The sequence below is a fragment of the Pseudomonas bijieensis genome (assembly GCF_013347965.1).
GTDB lineage: Bacteria > Pseudomonadota > Gammaproteobacteria > Pseudomonadales > Pseudomonadaceae > Aquipseudomonas > Aquipseudomonas bijieensis.
In genome coordinates this window covers 2,063,810-2,080,461 of sequence record NZ_CP048810.1, presented here as the reverse complement: position 1 = coordinate 2,080,461, position 16,652 = coordinate 2,063,810, and the positions used below count along the sequence as shown (strand labels likewise).

Below are 16,652 nucleotides of genomic sequence, written 5' to 3'. Positions count from 1 at the left end.
ATTCACCTGCCTTTGCGGCCTTTTTGACGAACGATTGTCGAACGCATCGGGTCGGGTCGACCTGAAACCGGCAGTCGCCAGCGCACGCAAAGGCAAGCTTAGACGCGATTGCGGGGAACCGAAAGGAAGACTATGGGAGGGGTGCGACAATGCGTCGCGCAGGGACACAAAACAGCCGCATCCAGATGAATGCGGCTGTTTATGCGGTCAGGATTTATTCGCTTTTGTGTTCGGCTTGCAGGCGCTCTGCACCGGCCGTGTGGGACAGGCTGTAGACGTAGGCGGCAAGCAACTGCACCTTGTCATTGCCCAACAACTCACTCTGCGCTGGCATATGGCCCTGGCGACCATGGCGAATGGTCTGCTGCAATTGGGCCAGGCTGGTGCCGTAGATGAAGCCGGCCGGTTGCGTCAGGTTCGGCGCACCCATGGCTTCGGTCCCTTGGCCATTGGCCCCGTGGCAGGCGACACAGGTGGTGTTGAAGGCCTGCTGGCCGGCTTGCAGGTCGGCACCGCTGTCCGCTGGCAGTGGCAGGCCGGCCAAGTCGTGGCGTACGTACGCGGCCACGTTCTTGACTCCGGCCTCCCCCAGCACTTCACCCCAGGCCGGCATTGCCGCCATGCGACCGCCCATGATGGTGGTCTTGATGGTGTCGGCAGCGCCACCCCAGCGCCAGTTGCTGTCGGCCAGGTTCGGGAAGCCGAAGGCGCCCTTGGCGTCCGAGCCGTGGCAGACCGAGCAGTTGGAGGCGAACAAACGGCCACCCATCTTCAGGGCCTGTGGGTCCTTGGCGACTTCTTCCACGGGCATGGCAGCGAATTTGGCGAAGATCGGCCCGAACTTGGCGTCGGCCTTGGCCATTTCCTTTTCCCATTCATGGGCGCCGGTCCAGCCGTTCTCGTAGCCTGGCAAGATGCCTTTCCAGTTGCCCAGGCCTGGATAGAGGACCAGGTAGCCGACGGAAAACACCAGGGTGCCGGCGAACAACAGGAACCACCACTGCGGCAGCGGGTTGTCGTACTCCTCGATGCCGTCGAAGCTGTGGCCCATGGTCTGGTCGACGCTGCCCTTGGTCTCGCCCTTGCGAGTGCCGATCAGCAGCCACGTCAGGCCGATGAGGCTGCCGATGGTCAGTACGCAGATCCACGTACTCCAGAAGGTGGTCATGGCCGGGTACTCCTTGTTGCAGGGTCTTGGGGGGTGGCGATATCGGCGGACGGCTCGTCGGCGAACGGCAGCAGGCGCGCCTGGGCGAATTCCGGCCCGCGCTTGCTGCTGAATACCCACAGGGTCAGGCCGATGAAGGCGATGAACACCACGACGGTGCCCAGGCCGCGGATCATTCCTGTACTCATTTCAAGAACCATGGCTCACCTCTTGCTCTTGATGGCAGTGCCGAGCACTTGCAGGTAGGCCACCAGCGCGTCCATTTCGGTCTTGCCCTTGAGCGAGGCCACGCTGCCCGTGATGTCGTCGTCGGTGTACGGCACGCCCAGGGTGCGCATGGCGCGCAGCTTGCCTTCGGTGTGGCTGCTGTCCACCGCTTGGCTAACCAGCCACGGATAGGCTGGCATTTTCGATTCGGGCACGACGTTGCGCGGGTTGTACAAGTGGGCGCGGTGCCAGTCATCGGAGTAACGCGCGCCGACCCGGGCCAGGTCCGGTCCGGTCCGCTTGGAACCCCACAGGAACGGGTGGTCCCAGACGCTTTCGCCGGCCACCGAGTAGTGGCCGTAGCGCTCGGTCTCGGCGCGGAACGGACGGATCATCTGCGAGTGGCAGCCGACGCAGCCTTCGCGGATGTAGATGTCGCGGCCTTCCAGTTGCAGGGCGGTGTAGGGCTTCATGCCGTCCACCGGCTTGTTGGTCACGTCCTGGAAGAACAGCGGGACGATCTGGGTCAGGCCACCAATGCTCACGGCCAGGACCATCAGCAGCATCAGCAGGCCGACGTTTTTTTCGATTGTTTCGTGTTTCATGGTGGACTCCTCAGGCCATCTGCGCGGCAGCGGCGGCTTCGGCAGGCTGGTAGGCCCGCACGGTGCGCCAGGTGTTGTAGGCCATCAGCAGCATGCCGAGGAGGAAGATCGCCCCGCCCGCCAGCCGTACGATGAAGCCAGGGTGGCTGGCCACCAGGGTTTCGACGAAGGAGTAGGTGAGCGTGCCGTCCTCGTTCACTGCGCGCCACATCAGGCCCTGGGCGATGCCGTTGACCCACATCGAGGCGATGTAGAGCACGGTGCCGATGGTCGCGAGCCAGAAGTGCGCATTGATCAGGCCGATGCTGTGCATCTGTGGCCGGCCGAAGACTTTCGGGATCATGTGGTACAGCGCACCGATGGAAATCATCGCCACCCAGCCGAGTGCACCGGCATGTACGTGGCCGATGGTCCAGTCGGTGTAGTGGGAGAGGGCGTTGACGGTCTTGATCGCCATCATCGGACCTTCGAAGGTCGACATGCCGTAGAACGCCAGGGACACCACCAGGAATCGCAGGATCGGGTCGCTGCGCAACTTATGCCAGGCACCCGACAGGGTCATCATGCCGTTGATCATGCCGCCCCAGCTTGGCGCCAGCAGGATCAGCGACATCACCATGCCCAGGGACTGTGCCCAGTCCGGCAGCGCGGTGTAGTGCAGGTGGTGTGGGCCGGCCCAGATATACAGGGTGATCAGCGCCCAGAAATGGACGATGGACAGGCGATAGGAATACACCGGACGTTCGGCCTGCTTCGGCACGAAGTAGTACATCATCCCCAGGAAGCCTGCGGTGAGGAAAAAGCCCACGGCGTTGTGGCCGTACCACCATTGCACCATCGCATCCGTGGCCCCGGCGTACACCGAGTAGGATTTGGTGAAGCTCACCGGCAGTTCCAGGTTGTTGACGATGTGCAGGATCGCCACAGTCAGGATGAAGCCGCCGAAGAACCAGTTACCGACGTAGATGTGCTTGGTGTTGCGCTTGGCCACGGTACCGAAGAACACGATGGCGTAGGCCACCCAGACGATGGTGATCAGGATGTCGATCGGCCATTCCAGTTCGGCGTATTCCTTGGAACTGGTGTAGCCCAGTGGCAGGCTGATGGCCGCCAGCAGGATCACCAGTTGCCAGCCCCAGAAGCAGAACGCGGCGATTTTCGGCGCGAACAGCTGCGTCTGGCAGGTGCGTTGCACCGAATAAAACGAACTGGCAAACAACGCACAGCCGCCAAAGGCGAAGATCACTGCGTTGGTGTGCAGTGGGCGCAGTCGGCCGAAGCTGGTCCAAGGCAAATCGAAGTTGAGCTGTGGCCAGACCAATTGGGCGGCGAGAAAAACCCCGAGCCCCATGCCGACGATGCCCCACACCACCGTCATAATGGCGAATTGGCGGACCACCTTGTAGTTGTAGGCGGTACTGATAGAAGTGTTCATGGTTCCCCATCCACGGTTCAGCCGAAGTAAGCGCCTGCGCAAGGCAGTGCGGCGTCTTCGCCTGGAGTTATAGGCAGACTAAAAGCGAGGCAAGCATGGACAAACAGCACAAGGCCAGTATTGACGGGGATCAATGGGCGCGGTGCGTGGCTGAACACGGTTGGCTGTGGACGGCTGCGCAGCCGGGCGTCAGCGCCGGGTCGCCGACGCTGATCCTGGCCCACGGCGCCGGTGCGCCGATGGACAGCGGCTTCATGGAGGAAATGGCCGCGCGCCTTGCCGCGCAAGGGATCAACGTGTTGCGCTTCGAGTTTCCCTACATGGCCCAGCGGCGCCTGGATGGGGGCAAGCGCCCACCCAACCCGGCACCCAAGCTGCTGGAATGCTGGCGGGAGGTGTACGCCACGGTGCGGCCTTATGTCGCTGGGCGGCTGGCCATTGGCGGCAAGTCCATGGGCGGGCGGATGGCGAGTTTGCTGGCCGACGAATTGGGGGCCGACGCGTTGGTGTGCCTGGGCTATCCCTTCTATGCGGTGGGCAAGCCGCAGAAACCACGGGTCGAGCACCTGGCGACGTTGAAGACCCGGGCCTTAATCGTCCAGGGCGAGCGCGATGCGTTGGGCAATCGGGAGGCGGTGCAGGGATATGCATTGTCACCCAGCATCGAGGTGATGTGGTTGGTGGCGGGCGATCATGATTTGAAACCGCTGAAGGCTTCGGGGTTTAGCCATGAGCAGCATCTGGAGGCGGCGGCGCAGGGAGTGGCCGGGTTCCTGTCTCAAGACTGATGCTGCCAGTCATGGCCTCATCGCGAGCACGCTCGCTCCCGCAGTGGAATGCATTTGAATGAGCGACCCACAACCCCTGTGGGAGCGAGCCTGCTCGCGATGGCGGCCCGCCAGGCAATAAAAAACCCGGACGCTTTCGCTGTCCGGGTTTTTCTGTTCCAGCCAACGATCAGCGGTTAAACCGCTCCACCAACGAATACTGAGTATTGGCTGTCCGGGTCAGTTCTTCGCTGAGCAGCGCCGAGCTGTGGGCCTGGCCCGAGGTCTGGTCGGCCAGTTCCGAGATGTTGCTGATGTTGCGGCTGATCTCTTCGGCCACCGAACTCTGCTCTTCGGTAGCGGCAGCGATCTGTGTGGTCATGTCGGTGATGTTGGCCACTGCTTCGCTGATCCCCACCAGCGCCGCGTCCGCCTCCATGACCCGCGCCACGCCTTCTTCGGCCTGCCGATGGCCGGCATCCATGGTCTGCACGGCGTTGGTGGCGGTCTGCTGGAGCTTGGCGATCAGGGCGTGGATCTGCCCGGTGGATTCGCTGGTGCGTTGGGCCAATTGCCGCACTTCATCGGCCACTACGGCAAAGCCGCGGCCCATTTCCCCGGCGCGGGCCGCTTCGATGGCGGCGTTGAGGGCCAGCAGGTTGGTCTGGTCGGCGATGCCTTTGATCACGTCCACCACGCCGCCGATCTCGTCGCTGTCCTTGGCCAGTTGGGTCACGGTCTGGCCCGTTTCGCCGACCACCACCGACAAACGCTCGATGGCGTCACGGGTTTCCCCGGCGATATCGCGGCCGCGGCTGGTCAGGCGATTGGCTTCCTGGGTGGCATCGGCGGTGCGCTGCACGTGGCTGGCGACTTCCTGGGTCGTTGCCGCCATCTGGTTGACAGCCGTGGCGACCTGTTCGGTCTCTACCCGCTGGCGCTCCAGGCCGTTGGAGCTGTCATGGGCCAGGTTGTTGGACTGGCGAGCCTGTTCGTTAAGGTGCTCGGCGGTGTCCTGCAGACGGGTCAGGCAGGTCTTCAGGCGCGCTTCCTGGCTGAGGATCGACATCTCCAGGCGTGCCTGGACGCCGCGGCTGTCGGTGTACATCCGGGCGATCAGCGGGTCGGACGTGGTTTGTTCGGCCAGGCGCAGCAGGCGCTTGATCCCGCGTTGCTGCCATTGCAGGCCCATCAGCCCCAAGGGCACTGACAGCACGGCCGCCAGGGCAAAGCCCCAGTGGGAATTCAGGAAGGCACCCACGACGAAGCTCAGTTGGCTGACCAGAATGAACGGCAGCCAGTCCTGTAGCATCGGCAGCCATTTGTCGCTGCCCGGAACCGCGGACTTGCCTTGGTTGATGCGTAGGTAAAGGGCTTCGGCGCGGCTGATCTGCTCGGCGGAAGGTTTGACCCGCACCGATTCGTAGCCGACCACCTGATTGCCCTCGAACACGGGCGTGACGTAGGCGTTGACCCAGTAATGGTCACCGTTCTTGCTGCGATTCTTGACGATGCCCATCCATGGCAAGCCTTGTTTGAGCATGCCCCACATGTGCGCGAACACAGCGGATGGGACATCGGGATGGCGCACCAGGTTGTGCGGCGAACGGATCAGTTCTTCCTTCGAATACCCGCTGATCTCGACGAACGCATCGTTGCAGTAGGTGATTACGCCCTTGGTGTCGGTGGTAGAAATAAGTCGTTGCTGGGCCGGGAAGGTCCTTTCGCGTTGTGTGACGGGTTGGTTATTACGCATGGTGTGTAGATCCGCAAGGCTTTGAAAGGCTATGAAAGGTTGTCGGCGTCGTCAGGTTTTAGTTGAAGTTATTTTTGCCTGTCGCTATCACGCGAGCATCGGGTAGGTAAATAGGGCGAAATGAAGCAGGTTGAGCAGAAAGTGCGTGGCAATCGCCGCTCCCAGGCCACCAAAACGATACGCCAGGCCATAACCGACCCCCGCCAAGCCCGACAGCAGCACCCATTGCCACCCTGCGCCGGCGTGTACCAGGCCGAACAGCAGCGAGGCCAGGAGCAACGCCAGAGTGTCGCCATGGGCCAAATGTTTGAAGCGCTGGATCAAGCTCCCCTGAATGTAGCCACGAAACAGCGCTTCCTCCACGAGCGTCACCAATAAAAGATTATTGAGCATCCACAACCAGGCGTGATCCGGCCACTTCGGCGCCCAGTGGACCATGCCCAGCAGCACGGCTCCGCCGAGGGCCAGCAGCGCACTCACCGCCAGGCCCAGCGCCGTGGCCTGGACCGACAGGCGCAATGGGCGCCGGCCGACGATCCAGGGGCAGGCCAGTAACAGCCAGAAACCGATCAGCGGCTTGTCCTGGTTCAGGTACATCGCGAACGGTGCGGCATCGTCGGTCAGGCGTTGCGCCGGGATCACGCGCCCATTGAAGAACCCGGGCATCCAGTGCATGGCCAACGCCAATGCCATCACCGCGAAAAGGACGTGTCCGAGAAACCGACCCACCGGCATTTGCTGCTGACGAACCGCATACCCGGCAAACAGCAACAGCGCAATGGAAATGACCGCGGTCCAGGCCAGCTGGCCGTAGGCCAGGGCCAGGGTATAGCCAATGGAGAGGAGGGCCAGGTAGGGCCAGGGTAGGGCAGGCATATCACATCCTTTTGAGGCTGATGAACAGTTGTAGCGGGCAGGGCGGTCGGAACCGGCGGGATTATAGGCAGGCCCAAACGAAAACACCGCCCTTAAGCGGCGGTGTTTTCGTAGGACAGGTCTTTTTACGCTGCAATCAATTGCCGTAGGACATAGTGAAGGATCCCGCCGGCCTTGAAATACTCCACTTCATTCAAGGTATCGATCCGGCACAACACTTCGATTCGCTCTTGGCTGCCGTCCTCGCGGGTGATGACCAAGGGCAGGTTCATGCGCGGGGTCAGTTCGACGTCATTGAGTCCCAGGATGTCCAGGGTTTCCTTGCCCGTAAGGTTCAGGCTCTTGCGGTTCTGGTCGAGCTTGAACTGCAGCGGCAGCACGCCCATGCCCACCAGGTTGGAGCGATGGATGCGCTCGAAGCTTTCGGCGATCACCGCCTTGACCCCCAGCAGGTTCGTGCCCTTGGCTGCCCAGTCCCGGCTCGATCCGGTGCCATATTCCTGGCCGGCGATCACCACCAGTGGCGTGCCCGTGGCCTGGTACAGCATGGCGGCATCGTAGATCGGCATTCGTTCGCCGCTGGGGATGTAGATCGTGTTGCCGCCTTCTTCGCCGTCGAGCATTTCGTTGCGAATGCGGATATTGGCGAAGGTGCCGCGCATCATCACTTGGTGGTTGCCGCGTCTGGAGCCATAGGAGTTGAAGTCTCGCGGCTCTACGCCCTGTTCGCGCAGGTAGCGACCGGCGGGGCTGTCGGTCTTGATGTTGCCCGCCGGGGAGATATGGTCGGTGGTCACTGAATCGCCCAGCAGGGCCAGGACCCGGGCGCCCTCGACGTTCCTCACGGCCGGTGGCGGCCCGTCGATGTTGTCGAAGAATGGCGGGTGCTGGATGTAGGTCGAGTCGTCCTGCCAGACGTAAGTCGCCGCTTGCGGCACTTCGATGGCCTGCCATTGTTCGTCACCGGCAAACACGGCGGCGTATTCCTTGTGGAACATGCTGGTGTTGACCTGGGCCACGGCGGCAGCCACTTCCTGGCTGCTGGGCCAGATGTCCCGCAGGTACACCGGGTTGCCGTCCCGGTCGTTGCCCAGCGGCTCGCTGCTGATGTCGATGCGCACGGTGCCGGCCAGGGCATAGGCGACCACCAGCGGCGGCGAGGCCAGCCAGTTGGTCTTCACCAGCGGATGCACCCGGCCTTCGAAGTTGCGGTTGCCCGACAGTACCGAGGCCACGGTCAGGTCGGCTTTCTGGATGGCCTTTTCGATGGGCTCTGGCAGCGGCCCGGAGTTGCCGATGCAGGTGGTGCAACCATAGCCCACCAGGTCGAAGCCGAGTTTATCCAGGTACTCGGTCAGGCCGGCCGCCTTGTAGTAGTCGGTGACCACCTTGGAACCCGGCGCCAGGGAACTCTTGACCCAAGGCTTGCGGGTAAGGCCCTTTTCCACGGCTTTTTTCGCCAGCAGTCCGGCGGCCATCATCACGCTGGGGTTGGAGGTGTTGGTGCAGGAAGTGATGGCTGCGATCACCACCGCGCCGTTTTTCAGGCGATGAGTGTGGCCTTCGAACTCGTATTCGGTTTCTCCCACCTGATCGGCGTTGCCTACCGCGACGCCACCGCCACCTTCGCTTTCCAGACGACCTTCTTCCTTGCTGGTGGGTTTGACCTGCAACCCCAGGAAATCACTGAAAGCCTGGCCGACATTCGGCAGCGAGACTCGGTCCTGAGGGCGTTTGGGGCCGGCGAGGCTGGCTTCTACGCTGCCCATGTCCAGCTCCAGTGTGTCGGTGAACACCGGCTCCTGGCCGGGCAGGCGCCACAGGCCCTGGGCCTTGCAATAGGCTTCCACCAGTTTCACCGTTTCCGCTGGCCGCCCCGACAGGCGCAAGTAGTCCAGGGTCACATCGTCCACCGGGAAGAAACCGCAGGTGGCGCCATATTCCGGGGCCATGTTGGCGATGGTGGCGCGGTCGGCCAGGGGCAGGTCGGCAAGACCGTCGCCATAGAACTCGACGAATTTGCCCACCACGCCTTTCTTGCGCAGCATCTGCGTGACGGTCAGCACCAGGTCGGTGGCGGTGATGCCTTCGCGCAGCTTGCCGACGAGTTTGAAGCCGATGACCTCGGGAATCAGCATCGACACCGGTTGGCCGAGCATGGCGGCTTCCGCCTCGATCCCGCCGACGCCCCAGCCCAGTACGCCGAGGCCGTTGATCATGGTGGTGTGGGAGTCGGTGCCCACCAGCGTGTCCGGGAAGGCGTAGGTGCGGCCGTCTTCCTCTTTGGTCCACACGGTGCGGCCCAGGTATTCGAGGTTGACCTGATGGCAGATGCCGGTGCCCGGCGGCACTACGCTGAAATTGTCGAAGGCGCTCTGGCCCCAGCGCAGGAAGGCGTAGCGTTCGCCGTTGCGTTGCATTTCGATGTCGACGTTCTGCTCGAACGCCTGGCTGCTGGCGAACTTGTCGACCATCACCGAGTGGTCGATCACCAGGTCCACCGGCGACAGCGGGTTGATCCGCTGGGGATCGCCGCCGGCCTTTTCCACGGCGGCGCGCATGGCGGCCAGGTCGACCACGGCGGGAACCCCGGTGAAGTCTTGCATCAACACCCGGGCGGGGCGGTATTGAATCTCGCGCTCGGAACGACGTTCCTTGAGCCACCCGGCCAGGGCCTTGAGGTCGGTGCCGGTGACGGTTTTTTCATCTTCCCAGCGCAGCAGGTTTTCCAGCAGTACCTTCAATGACATGGGCAGTTTGTCCAGGTCGCCCAGGCTTCGGGCGGCATCCGGTAGGCTGAAGTAGTGGTAGGTCCTGGCGTCGACTTGCAGGGTTTTAAGGGTTTTCAGGCTATCGAGGGACGGCATTGAAATGACTCCTTTGAGTCCGCACGGCTACGGACTGACGGAACGGACAGAGCCTTTAACCTAGCCCTGTTTTGAGCGTATGACTAATCACTGGACTCTATAGGCAGGTTCGGGGTTCCGAACTCCGCTATGATGCGCCGGTTTTCGTGACAGGCTTTGCTACGGAGTTTCAATGAACACGCTTTTTATGCACTGCCGGCCGGGCTTCGAAGGCGAGGTCTGTTCCGAGATCGCCGAACACGCGGCCCGGCTCAACGTGGCCGGCTACGCCAAGGCCAAACCGGCCAGCGCCTGCGCCGAATTTGTCTGCACTGAGGAGGACGGCGCCGAGCGGTTGATGCGTGGGCAGCGTTTTGCCGAGCTGATTTTTCCGCGCCAGTGGGCCCGTGGCACGTTCATTGATTTACCGGAAACCGACCGTATCAGCGTGATTCTGGCTCACATGGCTGACTTCCCGACCTGCGGCAGCCTCTGGCTGGAGGTGGTAGACACCAACGACGGCAAGGAACTGTCGAACTTCTGCAAGAAATTCGAAGGCCCGCTGCGCAAGGCATTGAGTGGCGCCGGCAAGTTGATGGACGATCCGCGCAAGCCGCGCCTGCTGCTGACCTTCAAGAGTGGCCGCGAAGTCTTCCTGGGCCTGGCGGACGCGGATAATTCGGCGATGTGGCCGATGGGCATCCCGCGCTTGAAGTTCCCCAGGGAAGCGCCGAGCCGCTCGACCCTCAAGCTCGAAGAAGCCTGGCACCATTTCATCCCCCGGGACCAGTGGGACGAGCGCCTGCACAGTGACATGACCGGTGTGGACCTTGGTGCCGCGCCGGGTGGCTGGACCTGGCAACTGGTCAACCGGGGCATGTTGGTGACGGCCATCGACAATGGTCCGATGGCCGAAAGCCTGATGGACACCGGCCTGGTGCAGCATCTGATGGCGGATGGCTTCACATTCAAGCCCAAGCAGCCGGTGGACTGGATGGTCTGCGACATCGTCGAGAAACCGGCGCGCAACGCGGCGATGCTGGAAGAGTGGATTGGCGAAGGGCATTGCCGCGAGGCGGTGGTCAATCTCAAGCTGCCGATGAAACAGCGCTACGCCGAGGTCAAACGCCTGCTCGAACGCATCGCCGAGGGCTTCAAGGCCCGGGGTATCAAGGTCGAGATCGGTTGCAAGCAGCTGTACCACGACCGCGAGGAAGTGACGTGCCATCTGCGGCGGTTGGATACCAATAAGCCCCGTGGGAGCAAAGCTTGCTCGCGATGAACGGTGACACGGTCTGGCAACTGAGGTGCCTGCATCGCGGGCAAGCCTTGCTCCCACAGTTTGGCTTTCACATGGTTGCGACTCCACAGGCTTTGCTCTCACCCGACATTGCGCGACAATACCGGCCAGTTTCAGGAGTAGAACATGAGTGAAATGAACAACACGCCGGTCGACGGCACGCTGGATGCCACCGGTCTCAATTGCCCGGAACCGGTGATGATGTTGCACCAGCATATCCGCGACCTGGCCCCCGGTGGCCTGCTGAAAGTGATCGCCACCGACCCCTCGACTCGCCGCGACATCCCCAAGTTTTGCGTGTTCCTGGACCACGAACTGGTGGCCCAGCAGGAAGAGGCGGGCACTTACCTCTACTGGATCCGTAAGAAACTCGCTTAATCCATCGAGCGGCTGAGGCGGATCTGCTTGCGCGCGCTACGTGCCAGGCGGATCGACAGCATCAGCGCCGCGCAGCTCAAGCCCACTATCAGGCCTTGCCACAACCCGCTCGGGCCGCTGGCTGCGCCGAGCCAGTCGGTCAGGCCCAAGGCGTAACCTACCGGCAGGCCGATGCCCCAATAGGCGAACAAGGTCAGGATCATCGTCACCCGGGTGTCCTGGTAGCCGCGCAACGCGCCCGCCGCCGTGACCTGGATCGCATCGGAAAACTGGAACAGCGCCGCGTAGACGATCAGCATCGACGCCACCTCGATCACCACCGGATCGGCGGTATAGATCGCCGCGATAGGTCCGCGCAGTGCGAACATCAGGCTTGCCGACAGACAGGCGTACGCCAAGGCCGTGCCCATCCCCACCCCGGCGGCGAAGCGCGCTTCGCGGGGCTGGCGCCGGCCCAGCGCCTGGCCGACCCGCACGGTGACGGCCATGCCCAGGGAATAGGGGATCATGAACACCAATGAACTGAAGTTCAGCGCGATCTGGTGCCCGGCCACCACCGTGGCGCCGAGGCTGCCGATCAGCAACGCGATCACTGCGAAAATACTCGACTCGGCGAATACCGCGATGCCGATCGGCAAGCCGATGCCCAGCAGGCGCTTGATGACGGCCCATTGCGGCCAGTCGAAACGGCTGAACAACCGGCTCGACTGATAGGCCGGTGCCCACCGGGCCCAACCGGCCATGCCCAGGGCCATGACCCACATCACGATGGCCGTGGCCCAGCCACACCCGACGCCGCCCATGGCGGGCACGCCCAGGTGCCCATAGATGAAGATGTAATTGAGCGGAATGTTCAGCGCCAGCCCGCACAACCCCAGCACCATCGCCGGCCGCGTGCGACCCAGGCCGTCGCTGAAGCAGCGCAGCACGTGATACAGCGCCACGGCCGGCAGGCCCGTGCCGATGCCTCGCAGGTATTCCATGCACGGGCCGATCAATTCAGGATCGACCTTCATGACGTGCAGGATCGGTTCGGCGCTGAACAGCGCCAGCGTCGCGATCAACCCCACCACCAATGCCAACCACAGCGCCTGGCGTACCAGCGGCCCGATCTCGTTGAACGTCCCGGCACCGAAACGCTGGGCAACTTTTGGCGTGGTCGCCAGCAATGTGCCGGTCATCAACAGGAACACCGGCACCCAGATCGAGTTGCCCAGTGCCACCGCCGCCAGGTCTCGTGGACCGACCCGACCGGCCATCACCGCATCGACGAAGCCCATGGCGGTGGTCGCCAACTGCGCGACCATGATCGGCAGGGCCAGGGCCAGCAACGTCTTGAATTCCAGGCGAACCCGGGCCGGGCGGGAGAGGGTGGTGGGGGTGTCGATCACAGGATTCACAGGGCAAGCGTCCGAAAAGGTTAAGCGCAAGGCGGCGAATTCTACGCTTTGACGCAGTGGTCAGGAAAAAACCTGTGTTGTGGATTTGTAATCGCTTTTTCAGTTTTCGAGCACCTGTGGGAGCAAGGCTTGCCCGCGATGAAGCTGATGCGGTCTCCCGAGGAACCGAGGTGCCTGCATCGCGAGCAAGCTTTTCTCCCACATAATCCCTCGCCACAACATCATTCGCTCCGGGTAATGCACAGGTCCAACGGAACGCCTACACTGCCCATCCCGCCAAAGGAGCTTCGCCATGCTGATCGTCGCCGACGAAAACATTCCCCTGCTCGATGCATTTTTCCAAGGGTTCGGCGAAATTCGCCGGGTCCCGGGCCGGGGGATCGACCGGACGATGGTCGAGCAAGCCGATGTGCTGCTGGTGCGTTCGGTCAGCCAGGTCAATCGAGCCTTGCTGGAAGGCAGCAAAGTGCGCTTTGTCGGCACCTGCACCATCGGCACCGATCACCTGGACCTGGATTATCTGGCCGAGGCCGGCATTCGCTGGGCCAGCGCACCCGGCTGCAATGCCCGTGGCGTGGTGGACTATGTGCTGGGCAGCCTGATGACCCTGGCGGAAATCGAAGGCGTGCAGCTTAAGCAGCGCACATTCGGCGTGGTCGGTGCAGGCCAGGTGGGCGGGCGGTTGATCGAGGTGCTCAAGGGGCTTGGCTGGACCGTGAAGGTCTGCGATCCGCCGCGTCAGGCTGCCGAAGGGGGCGACTATGTGAGCCTGGAACAGATCATCGAACAGTGCGATGTGATCAGCCTGCACACACCGTTGACGCGCGACGGCGAGCAACCGACCTGGCACCTGTTCGACGAAGCGCGTCTGAACCAACTCAAGCCCGGGACCTGGCTGATCAATGCGGCCCGTGGGCCGGTGATCGATAACGCTGCGCTGCGCGAGGTGTTGCTGGAGCGCGAAGACTTGCAGGCGGTGCTGGATGTCTGGGAGCAGGAGCCCACCGTGGACGTGGATCTGGCGGACTTGTGCGTGATCGCCACCCCGCATATTGCCGGCTACAGCCTCGATGGCCGCCAGCGTGGCACCGCCCAGATCTACCAGGCCTTGTGTGCTTTCCTGGAGCGGCCGGTTGAAGTCAGCCTCAGCGACCTGTTGCCTCGGCCCTGGCTGGGCGGTATCACCCTGGACGCTGAAACCGACCCGGCCTGGGCCTTGGCGGCGCTGTGCCGGAGCGTGTACGACCCGCGTGGTGACGACGCGAACTTTCGTCGCAGTCTGGTGGGCACGGTCAGCGAGCAACGCAGCGCGTTCGATGCTTTGCGCAAGCATTATCCGCCACGGCGGGAGATCGACAGCTTGAAGGTTCGTATCGAAGGGCAGTCCCCGACCTTGCAGCAGATCGTCAGCGCGCTGGGCGCCACCATCGTCTAGACGCCTTTTGTGGCGAGGGGATTTATCCCCGCTGGGCTGCGCAGCAGCCCCATGGTTCAAAACTGACACACCGGATTCGTCAGATTTCAGGGAGTGCTTCGCACCCCAGCGGGGATAAATCCCCTCGCCACAGGTTTTGTGTCGGACCAGAGATCAATGGCAGCCTTGTCTTCCAGGCATAAAAAACCCGACATCAAGGTCGGGTTCAATCGAGACGGGCTGTATCACTTTTGTTCGGCAGGCTTGACCAGTCGTTTTTCCAGCTCGCTGCAGGCTTTCTGGATCATGTCCTCGGTGATCGGTACTTCGCGCCCTTGGGCATCGATGAACGAGCAGCCCAGAGACTGATCCGGTTGCGTGCGGATTACTTGAATCTTGTCGTCGCTGCTGTGTTGCAAGGACATGGCCTGTCTCCTCATCAGGTTGTGTGCCTACTTTAATGTCGCCAGGTGACCGAGCCATGACACTCCTTGTAGGTTCATGGCGACACCTCCACTCAATCAGAAACACAGTTGCGTTTCCAGCCAGACTTTAGACCGATAACATCTAGCCCCTAGTCGTTGTGGTCATATTTAACCTGACTCATTCTGATTCAAATAGGTTCCGCTGCGCTTTGGCGTCGCTGGCCGGCCTTTTCCCTGCTGCATTAACGGATGCTCTTGATGCTTTCTTCCCGACATCGCCGTGCCATACGCCTGGCCAGCGGCTTCATCGCCCCCTATCGCAAACAGGTCGCCGGCGCTTTGCTGGCCCTGATTGTCACCGCCGGTATTACCTTGTCCATGGGCCAAGGTATCCGCTTGCTGGTGGACCAGGGCTTCATGACCCGTTCACCACACCTGCTCAATCAATCCATCGGCCTGTTCATGGTGCTGGTGGTTGGGTTGGCGATCGGTACGTTTTCGCGTTTTTACCTGGTGTCCTGGATCGGCGAGCGGGTGGTGGCCGATATCCGGCGGCAGGTCTTCAACCATCTGGTGTACTTGCACCCGGGGTTCTACGAAAACAACCGCAGTTCGGAAATCCAGTCGCGGTTGACCGCCGATACGACCTTGCTGCAATCGGTGATCGGTTCGTCGCTGTCGTTGTTTTTGCGCAACGCCTTGATGGTGGTTGGCGGCATCGTGCTGCTGTTCATCACCAATCCCAAGTTGACCAGCATTGTGGTGATTGCCCTGCCGCTGGTCTTGGCGCCGATCCTGGTATTTGGTCGCCGGGTGCGCAGTTTGTCGCGCCAGAGCCAGGACCGCATTGCCGACGTAGGCAGCTACGTTTCCGAAACCCTCGGCCAGATCAAGACCGTGCAGGCTTATAACCACCAGGTCCAGGACGAGCAGCGATTCTCCGTGACGGTGGAGCAGGCCTTCGATACCGCTCGCAAACGCATCGCCCAGCGGGCCTGGCTGATCACCCTGGTGATCGTGCTGGTGCTGGGCGCGGTGGGGGTGATGCTCTGGGTCGGCGGCATGGATGTGATCGCCGGACGGATTTCCGGCGGTGAGCTGGCGGCATTCGTGTTCTACAGCCTGATCGTCGGCAGCGCCTTCGGTACCCTGAGTGAAGTGATCGGCGAGCTGCAACGGGCGGCGGGTGCGGCTGAGCGTATTGCCGAGTTGCTGCGTTCGGAAAACATCATCCAGCCGCCGGCTTCAGGCCTGGTGACCTTGCCGGCGCGGGTCCGCGGCGATTTGCGCCTCGAAGGCGTGCGTTTTTCCTATCCGTCTCGGCCGGACAGTTACGCGGTCGACGGTCTCGACCTGAGTATCAAGGCCGGTGAGACCCTGGCCCTGGTCGGGCCTTCCGGTGCGGGCAAGTCGACGGTCTACGATTTGCTGCTGCGTTTCTATGATCCGGTGCAAGGGCAGATCCTGATCGACGATGTGCCATTGACTCGACTCGATCCACTGGACCTGCGCCGCCACTTCGCCCTGGTTTCACAAAACCCGGCACTGTTCTTCGGCACGGTCGAAGAGAACATCCGCTATGGCAACCCGCAGGCGTCGTCGGAGCAGGTGCGCGAGGCCGCGCAGATCGCCTACGCCCACGACTTCATCGAAAAAATGCCCGACGGCTACCAGACTCACCTGGGTGACGGTGGCCTCGGGCTATCCGGCGGCCAGCGTCAACGCCTGGCCATCGCCCGGGCCTTGCTGGTGGACGCGCCGATCCTGCTGCTGGACGAAGCCACCAGCGCCCTCGATGCGCAAAGCGAACACCTGATCCAGCAAGCCTTGCCCAGCCTGATGAAAAACCGTACGACGTTGGTGATCGCCCACCGCCTGGCCACGGTGAAAAACGCCGATCGGATTGCGGTGATGGACCAGGGCAAGGTGGTTGCCGTGGGCACTCACCAGGAACTTGTCGCCAGCAATGCGTTGTATGCGCGGTTGGCGGCGTTGCAGTTCAATCAGCAGAGTGATGCGGTTCAGTGAGTCTGATGTTGAGATCCTGACGAGTCGAAACCAATGTGGGAGCGAGC

At 62.3% G+C, this 16,652-nt stretch carries 14 protein-coding genes; 5 read left to right on the top strand and 9 right to left on the bottom strand.

Annotated elements, in window-relative coordinates:
* Positions 1-214: 214 nt before the first annotated feature.
* From ccoP to ccoN, 4 genes are read right to left on the bottom strand one after another with little or no spacing between them, the layout of a single operon-like run.
* Positions 215-1,168 (bottom strand): cytochrome-c oxidase, cbb3-type subunit III, encoded by a 954-nt coding sequence (gene ccoP, locus GN234_RS08940; protein WP_116831855.1) that lies wholly within the window; start codon positions 1,166-1,168, stop codon positions 215-217.
* Positions 1,165-1,368 (bottom strand): cbb3-type cytochrome oxidase subunit 3, encoded by a 204-nt coding sequence (locus GN234_RS08935; protein ID WP_109751562.1) that lies wholly within the window; start codon positions 1,366-1,368, stop codon positions 1,165-1,167. The genes ccoP and GN234_RS08935 overlap by 4 nt, the downstream gene beginning before the upstream one ends.
* A 3-nt stretch (positions 1,369-1,371) precedes the next feature.
* Positions 1,372-1,980: a cytochrome-c oxidase, cbb3-type subunit II gene (gene ccoO, locus GN234_RS08930; protein WP_109751563.1), complete on the bottom strand. Its 609-nt coding sequence runs from the start codon at positions 1,978-1,980 to the stop codon at positions 1,372-1,374.
* Positions 1,981-1,990: 10 nt separating this feature from the next.
* Positions 1,991-3,415, bottom strand: a complete 1,425-nt coding sequence (gene ccoN, locus GN234_RS08925) for a cytochrome-c oxidase, cbb3-type subunit I (RefSeq protein WP_047227191.1) — start codon at positions 3,413-3,415, stop codon at positions 1,991-1,993.
* A 95-nt stretch (positions 3,416-3,510) separates the two neighbouring features.
* Here ccoN and GN234_RS08920 point away from each other — a divergent pair, with 95 nt between their 5' ends.
* Entirely contained in the window at positions 3,511-4,203 is a 693-nt protein-coding gene (locus GN234_RS08920; protein WP_233459540.1) for an alpha/beta family hydrolase, read from the top strand.
* A 169-nt stretch (positions 4,204-4,372) separates the two neighbouring features.
* Here the strand turns inward: GN234_RS08920 and GN234_RS08915 are convergent, their stop codons facing one another.
* The 3 genes from GN234_RS08915 to acnA all read right to left on the bottom strand — a co-directional run bounded on the left by GN234_RS08915 (position 4,373) and on the right by acnA (position 9,681).
* Positions 4,373-5,938 carry a methyl-accepting chemotaxis protein gene (locus tag GN234_RS08915; protein WP_109751565.1) on the bottom strand — a complete coding sequence of 522 codons (1,566 nt, stop codon included), beginning with the start codon at positions 5,936-5,938 and terminating at the stop codon, positions 4,373-4,375.
* Between the two features lie 87 nt (positions 5,939-6,025).
* Complete coding sequence (locus GN234_RS08910; protein WP_109751566.1) at positions 6,026-6,814, bottom strand: CPBP family intramembrane glutamic endopeptidase; 789 nt, start codon at positions 6,812-6,814, stop codon at positions 6,026-6,028.
* Positions 6,815-6,939: 125 nt separating this feature from the next.
* Positions 6,940-9,681, bottom strand: a complete 2,742-nt coding sequence (acnA, locus tag GN234_RS08905) for an aconitate hydratase AcnA (RefSeq protein WP_109751567.1) — start codon at positions 9,679-9,681, stop codon at positions 6,940-6,942.
* Positions 9,682-9,853: 172 nt separating this feature from the next.
* Here acnA and rlmM point away from each other — a divergent pair, with 172 nt between their 5' ends.
* Together rlmM and tusA are read left to right on the top strand one after the other, a co-directional pair.
* Positions 9,854-10,942, top strand: a complete 1,089-nt coding sequence (rlmM, locus tag GN234_RS08900) for a 23S rRNA (cytidine(2498)-2'-O)-methyltransferase RlmM (protein ID WP_176688310.1) — start codon at positions 9,854-9,856, stop codon at positions 10,940-10,942.
* A 144-nt stretch (positions 10,943-11,086) separates the two neighbouring features.
* Positions 11,087-11,338: a sulfurtransferase TusA gene (gene tusA, locus GN234_RS08895; protein WP_109751569.1), complete on the top strand. Its 252-nt coding sequence runs from the start codon at positions 11,087-11,089 to the stop codon at positions 11,336-11,338.
* Here tusA and GN234_RS08890 read toward each other — a convergent pair.
* The gene (locus tag GN234_RS08890) at positions 11,335-12,738 is read right to left on the bottom strand and encodes an MATE family efflux transporter (RefSeq protein ID WP_163854652.1); all 1,404 of its coding nucleotides are present in this window, start codon (positions 12,736-12,738) and stop codon (positions 11,335-11,337) included. The two genes, tusA and GN234_RS08890, sit on opposite strands and share 4 nt — an antisense overlap.
* Positions 12,739-13,030: 292 nt before the next feature.
* Here GN234_RS08890 and pdxB point away from each other — a divergent pair, with 292 nt between their 5' ends.
* Complete coding sequence (pdxB, locus tag GN234_RS08885) at positions 13,031-14,173, top strand: 4-phosphoerythronate dehydrogenase PdxB (protein ID WP_176688309.1); 1,143 nt, start codon at positions 13,031-13,033, stop codon at positions 14,171-14,173.
* Positions 14,174-14,397: 224 nt separating this feature from the next.
* On the opposite strand, the gene GN234_RS08880 is transcribed toward pdxB, so the two are convergent.
* The gene (locus tag GN234_RS08880; RefSeq protein WP_003199629.1) at positions 14,398-14,577 is read right to left on the bottom strand and encodes a PA1571 family protein; all 180 of its coding nucleotides are present in this window, start codon (positions 14,575-14,577) and stop codon (positions 14,398-14,400) included.
* 249 nt (positions 14,578-14,826) lie between these two features.
* On the opposite strand from GN234_RS08880, the gene GN234_RS08875 reads away from it, so the two are divergent.
* Positions 14,827-16,605: an ABC transporter transmembrane domain-containing protein gene (locus tag GN234_RS08875; protein ID WP_162893807.1), complete on the top strand. Its 1,779-nt coding sequence runs from the start codon at positions 14,827-14,829 to the stop codon at positions 16,603-16,605.
* Positions 16,606-16,652: the final 47 nt, after the last annotated feature.

Coding starts and splice junctions, on each gene's coding strand:
- ccoP (WP_116831855.1), bottom strand. CDS start 1,168: ATGACCACCTTCTGGAGTACGTGGATCTGCGTACTGACCATCGGCAGC.
- GN234_RS08935 (WP_109751562.1), bottom strand. CDS start 1,368: ATGGTTCTTGAAATGAGTACAGGAATGATCCGCGGCCTGGGCACCGTC.
- ccoO (WP_109751563.1), bottom strand. CDS start 1,980: ATGAAACACGAAACAATCGAAAAAAACGTCGGCCTGCTGATGCTGCTG.
- ccoN (WP_047227191.1), bottom strand. CDS start 3,415: ATGAACACTTCTATCAGTACCGCCTACAACTACAAGGTGGTCCGCCAA.
- GN234_RS08920 (WP_233459540.1), top strand. CDS start 3,511: ATGGACAAACAGCACAAGGCCAGTATTGACGGGGATCAATGGGCGCGG.
- GN234_RS08915 (WP_109751565.1), bottom strand. CDS start 5,938: ATGCGTAATAACCAACCCGTCACACAACGCGAAAGGACCTTCCCGGCC.
- GN234_RS08910 (WP_109751566.1), bottom strand. CDS start 6,814: ATGCCTGCCCTACCCTGGCCCTACCTGGCCCTCCTCTCCATTGGCTAT.
- acnA (WP_109751567.1), bottom strand. CDS start 9,681: ATGCCGTCCCTCGATAGCCTGAAAACCCTTAAAACCCTGCAAGTCGAC.
- rlmM (WP_176688310.1), top strand. CDS start 9,854: ATGAACACGCTTTTTATGCACTGCCGGCCGGGCTTCGAAGGCGAGGTC.
- tusA (WP_109751569.1), top strand. CDS start 11,087: ATGAGTGAAATGAACAACACGCCGGTCGACGGCACGCTGGATGCCACC.
- pdxB (WP_176688309.1), top strand. CDS start 13,031: ATGCTGATCGTCGCCGACGAAAACATTCCCCTGCTCGATGCATTTTTC.
- GN234_RS08880 (WP_003199629.1), bottom strand. CDS start 14,577: ATGTCCTTGCAACACAGCAGCGACGACAAGATTCAAGTAATCCGCACG.
- GN234_RS08875 (WP_162893807.1), top strand. CDS start 14,827: ATGCTCTTGATGCTTTCTTCCCGACATCGCCGTGCCATACGCCTGGCC.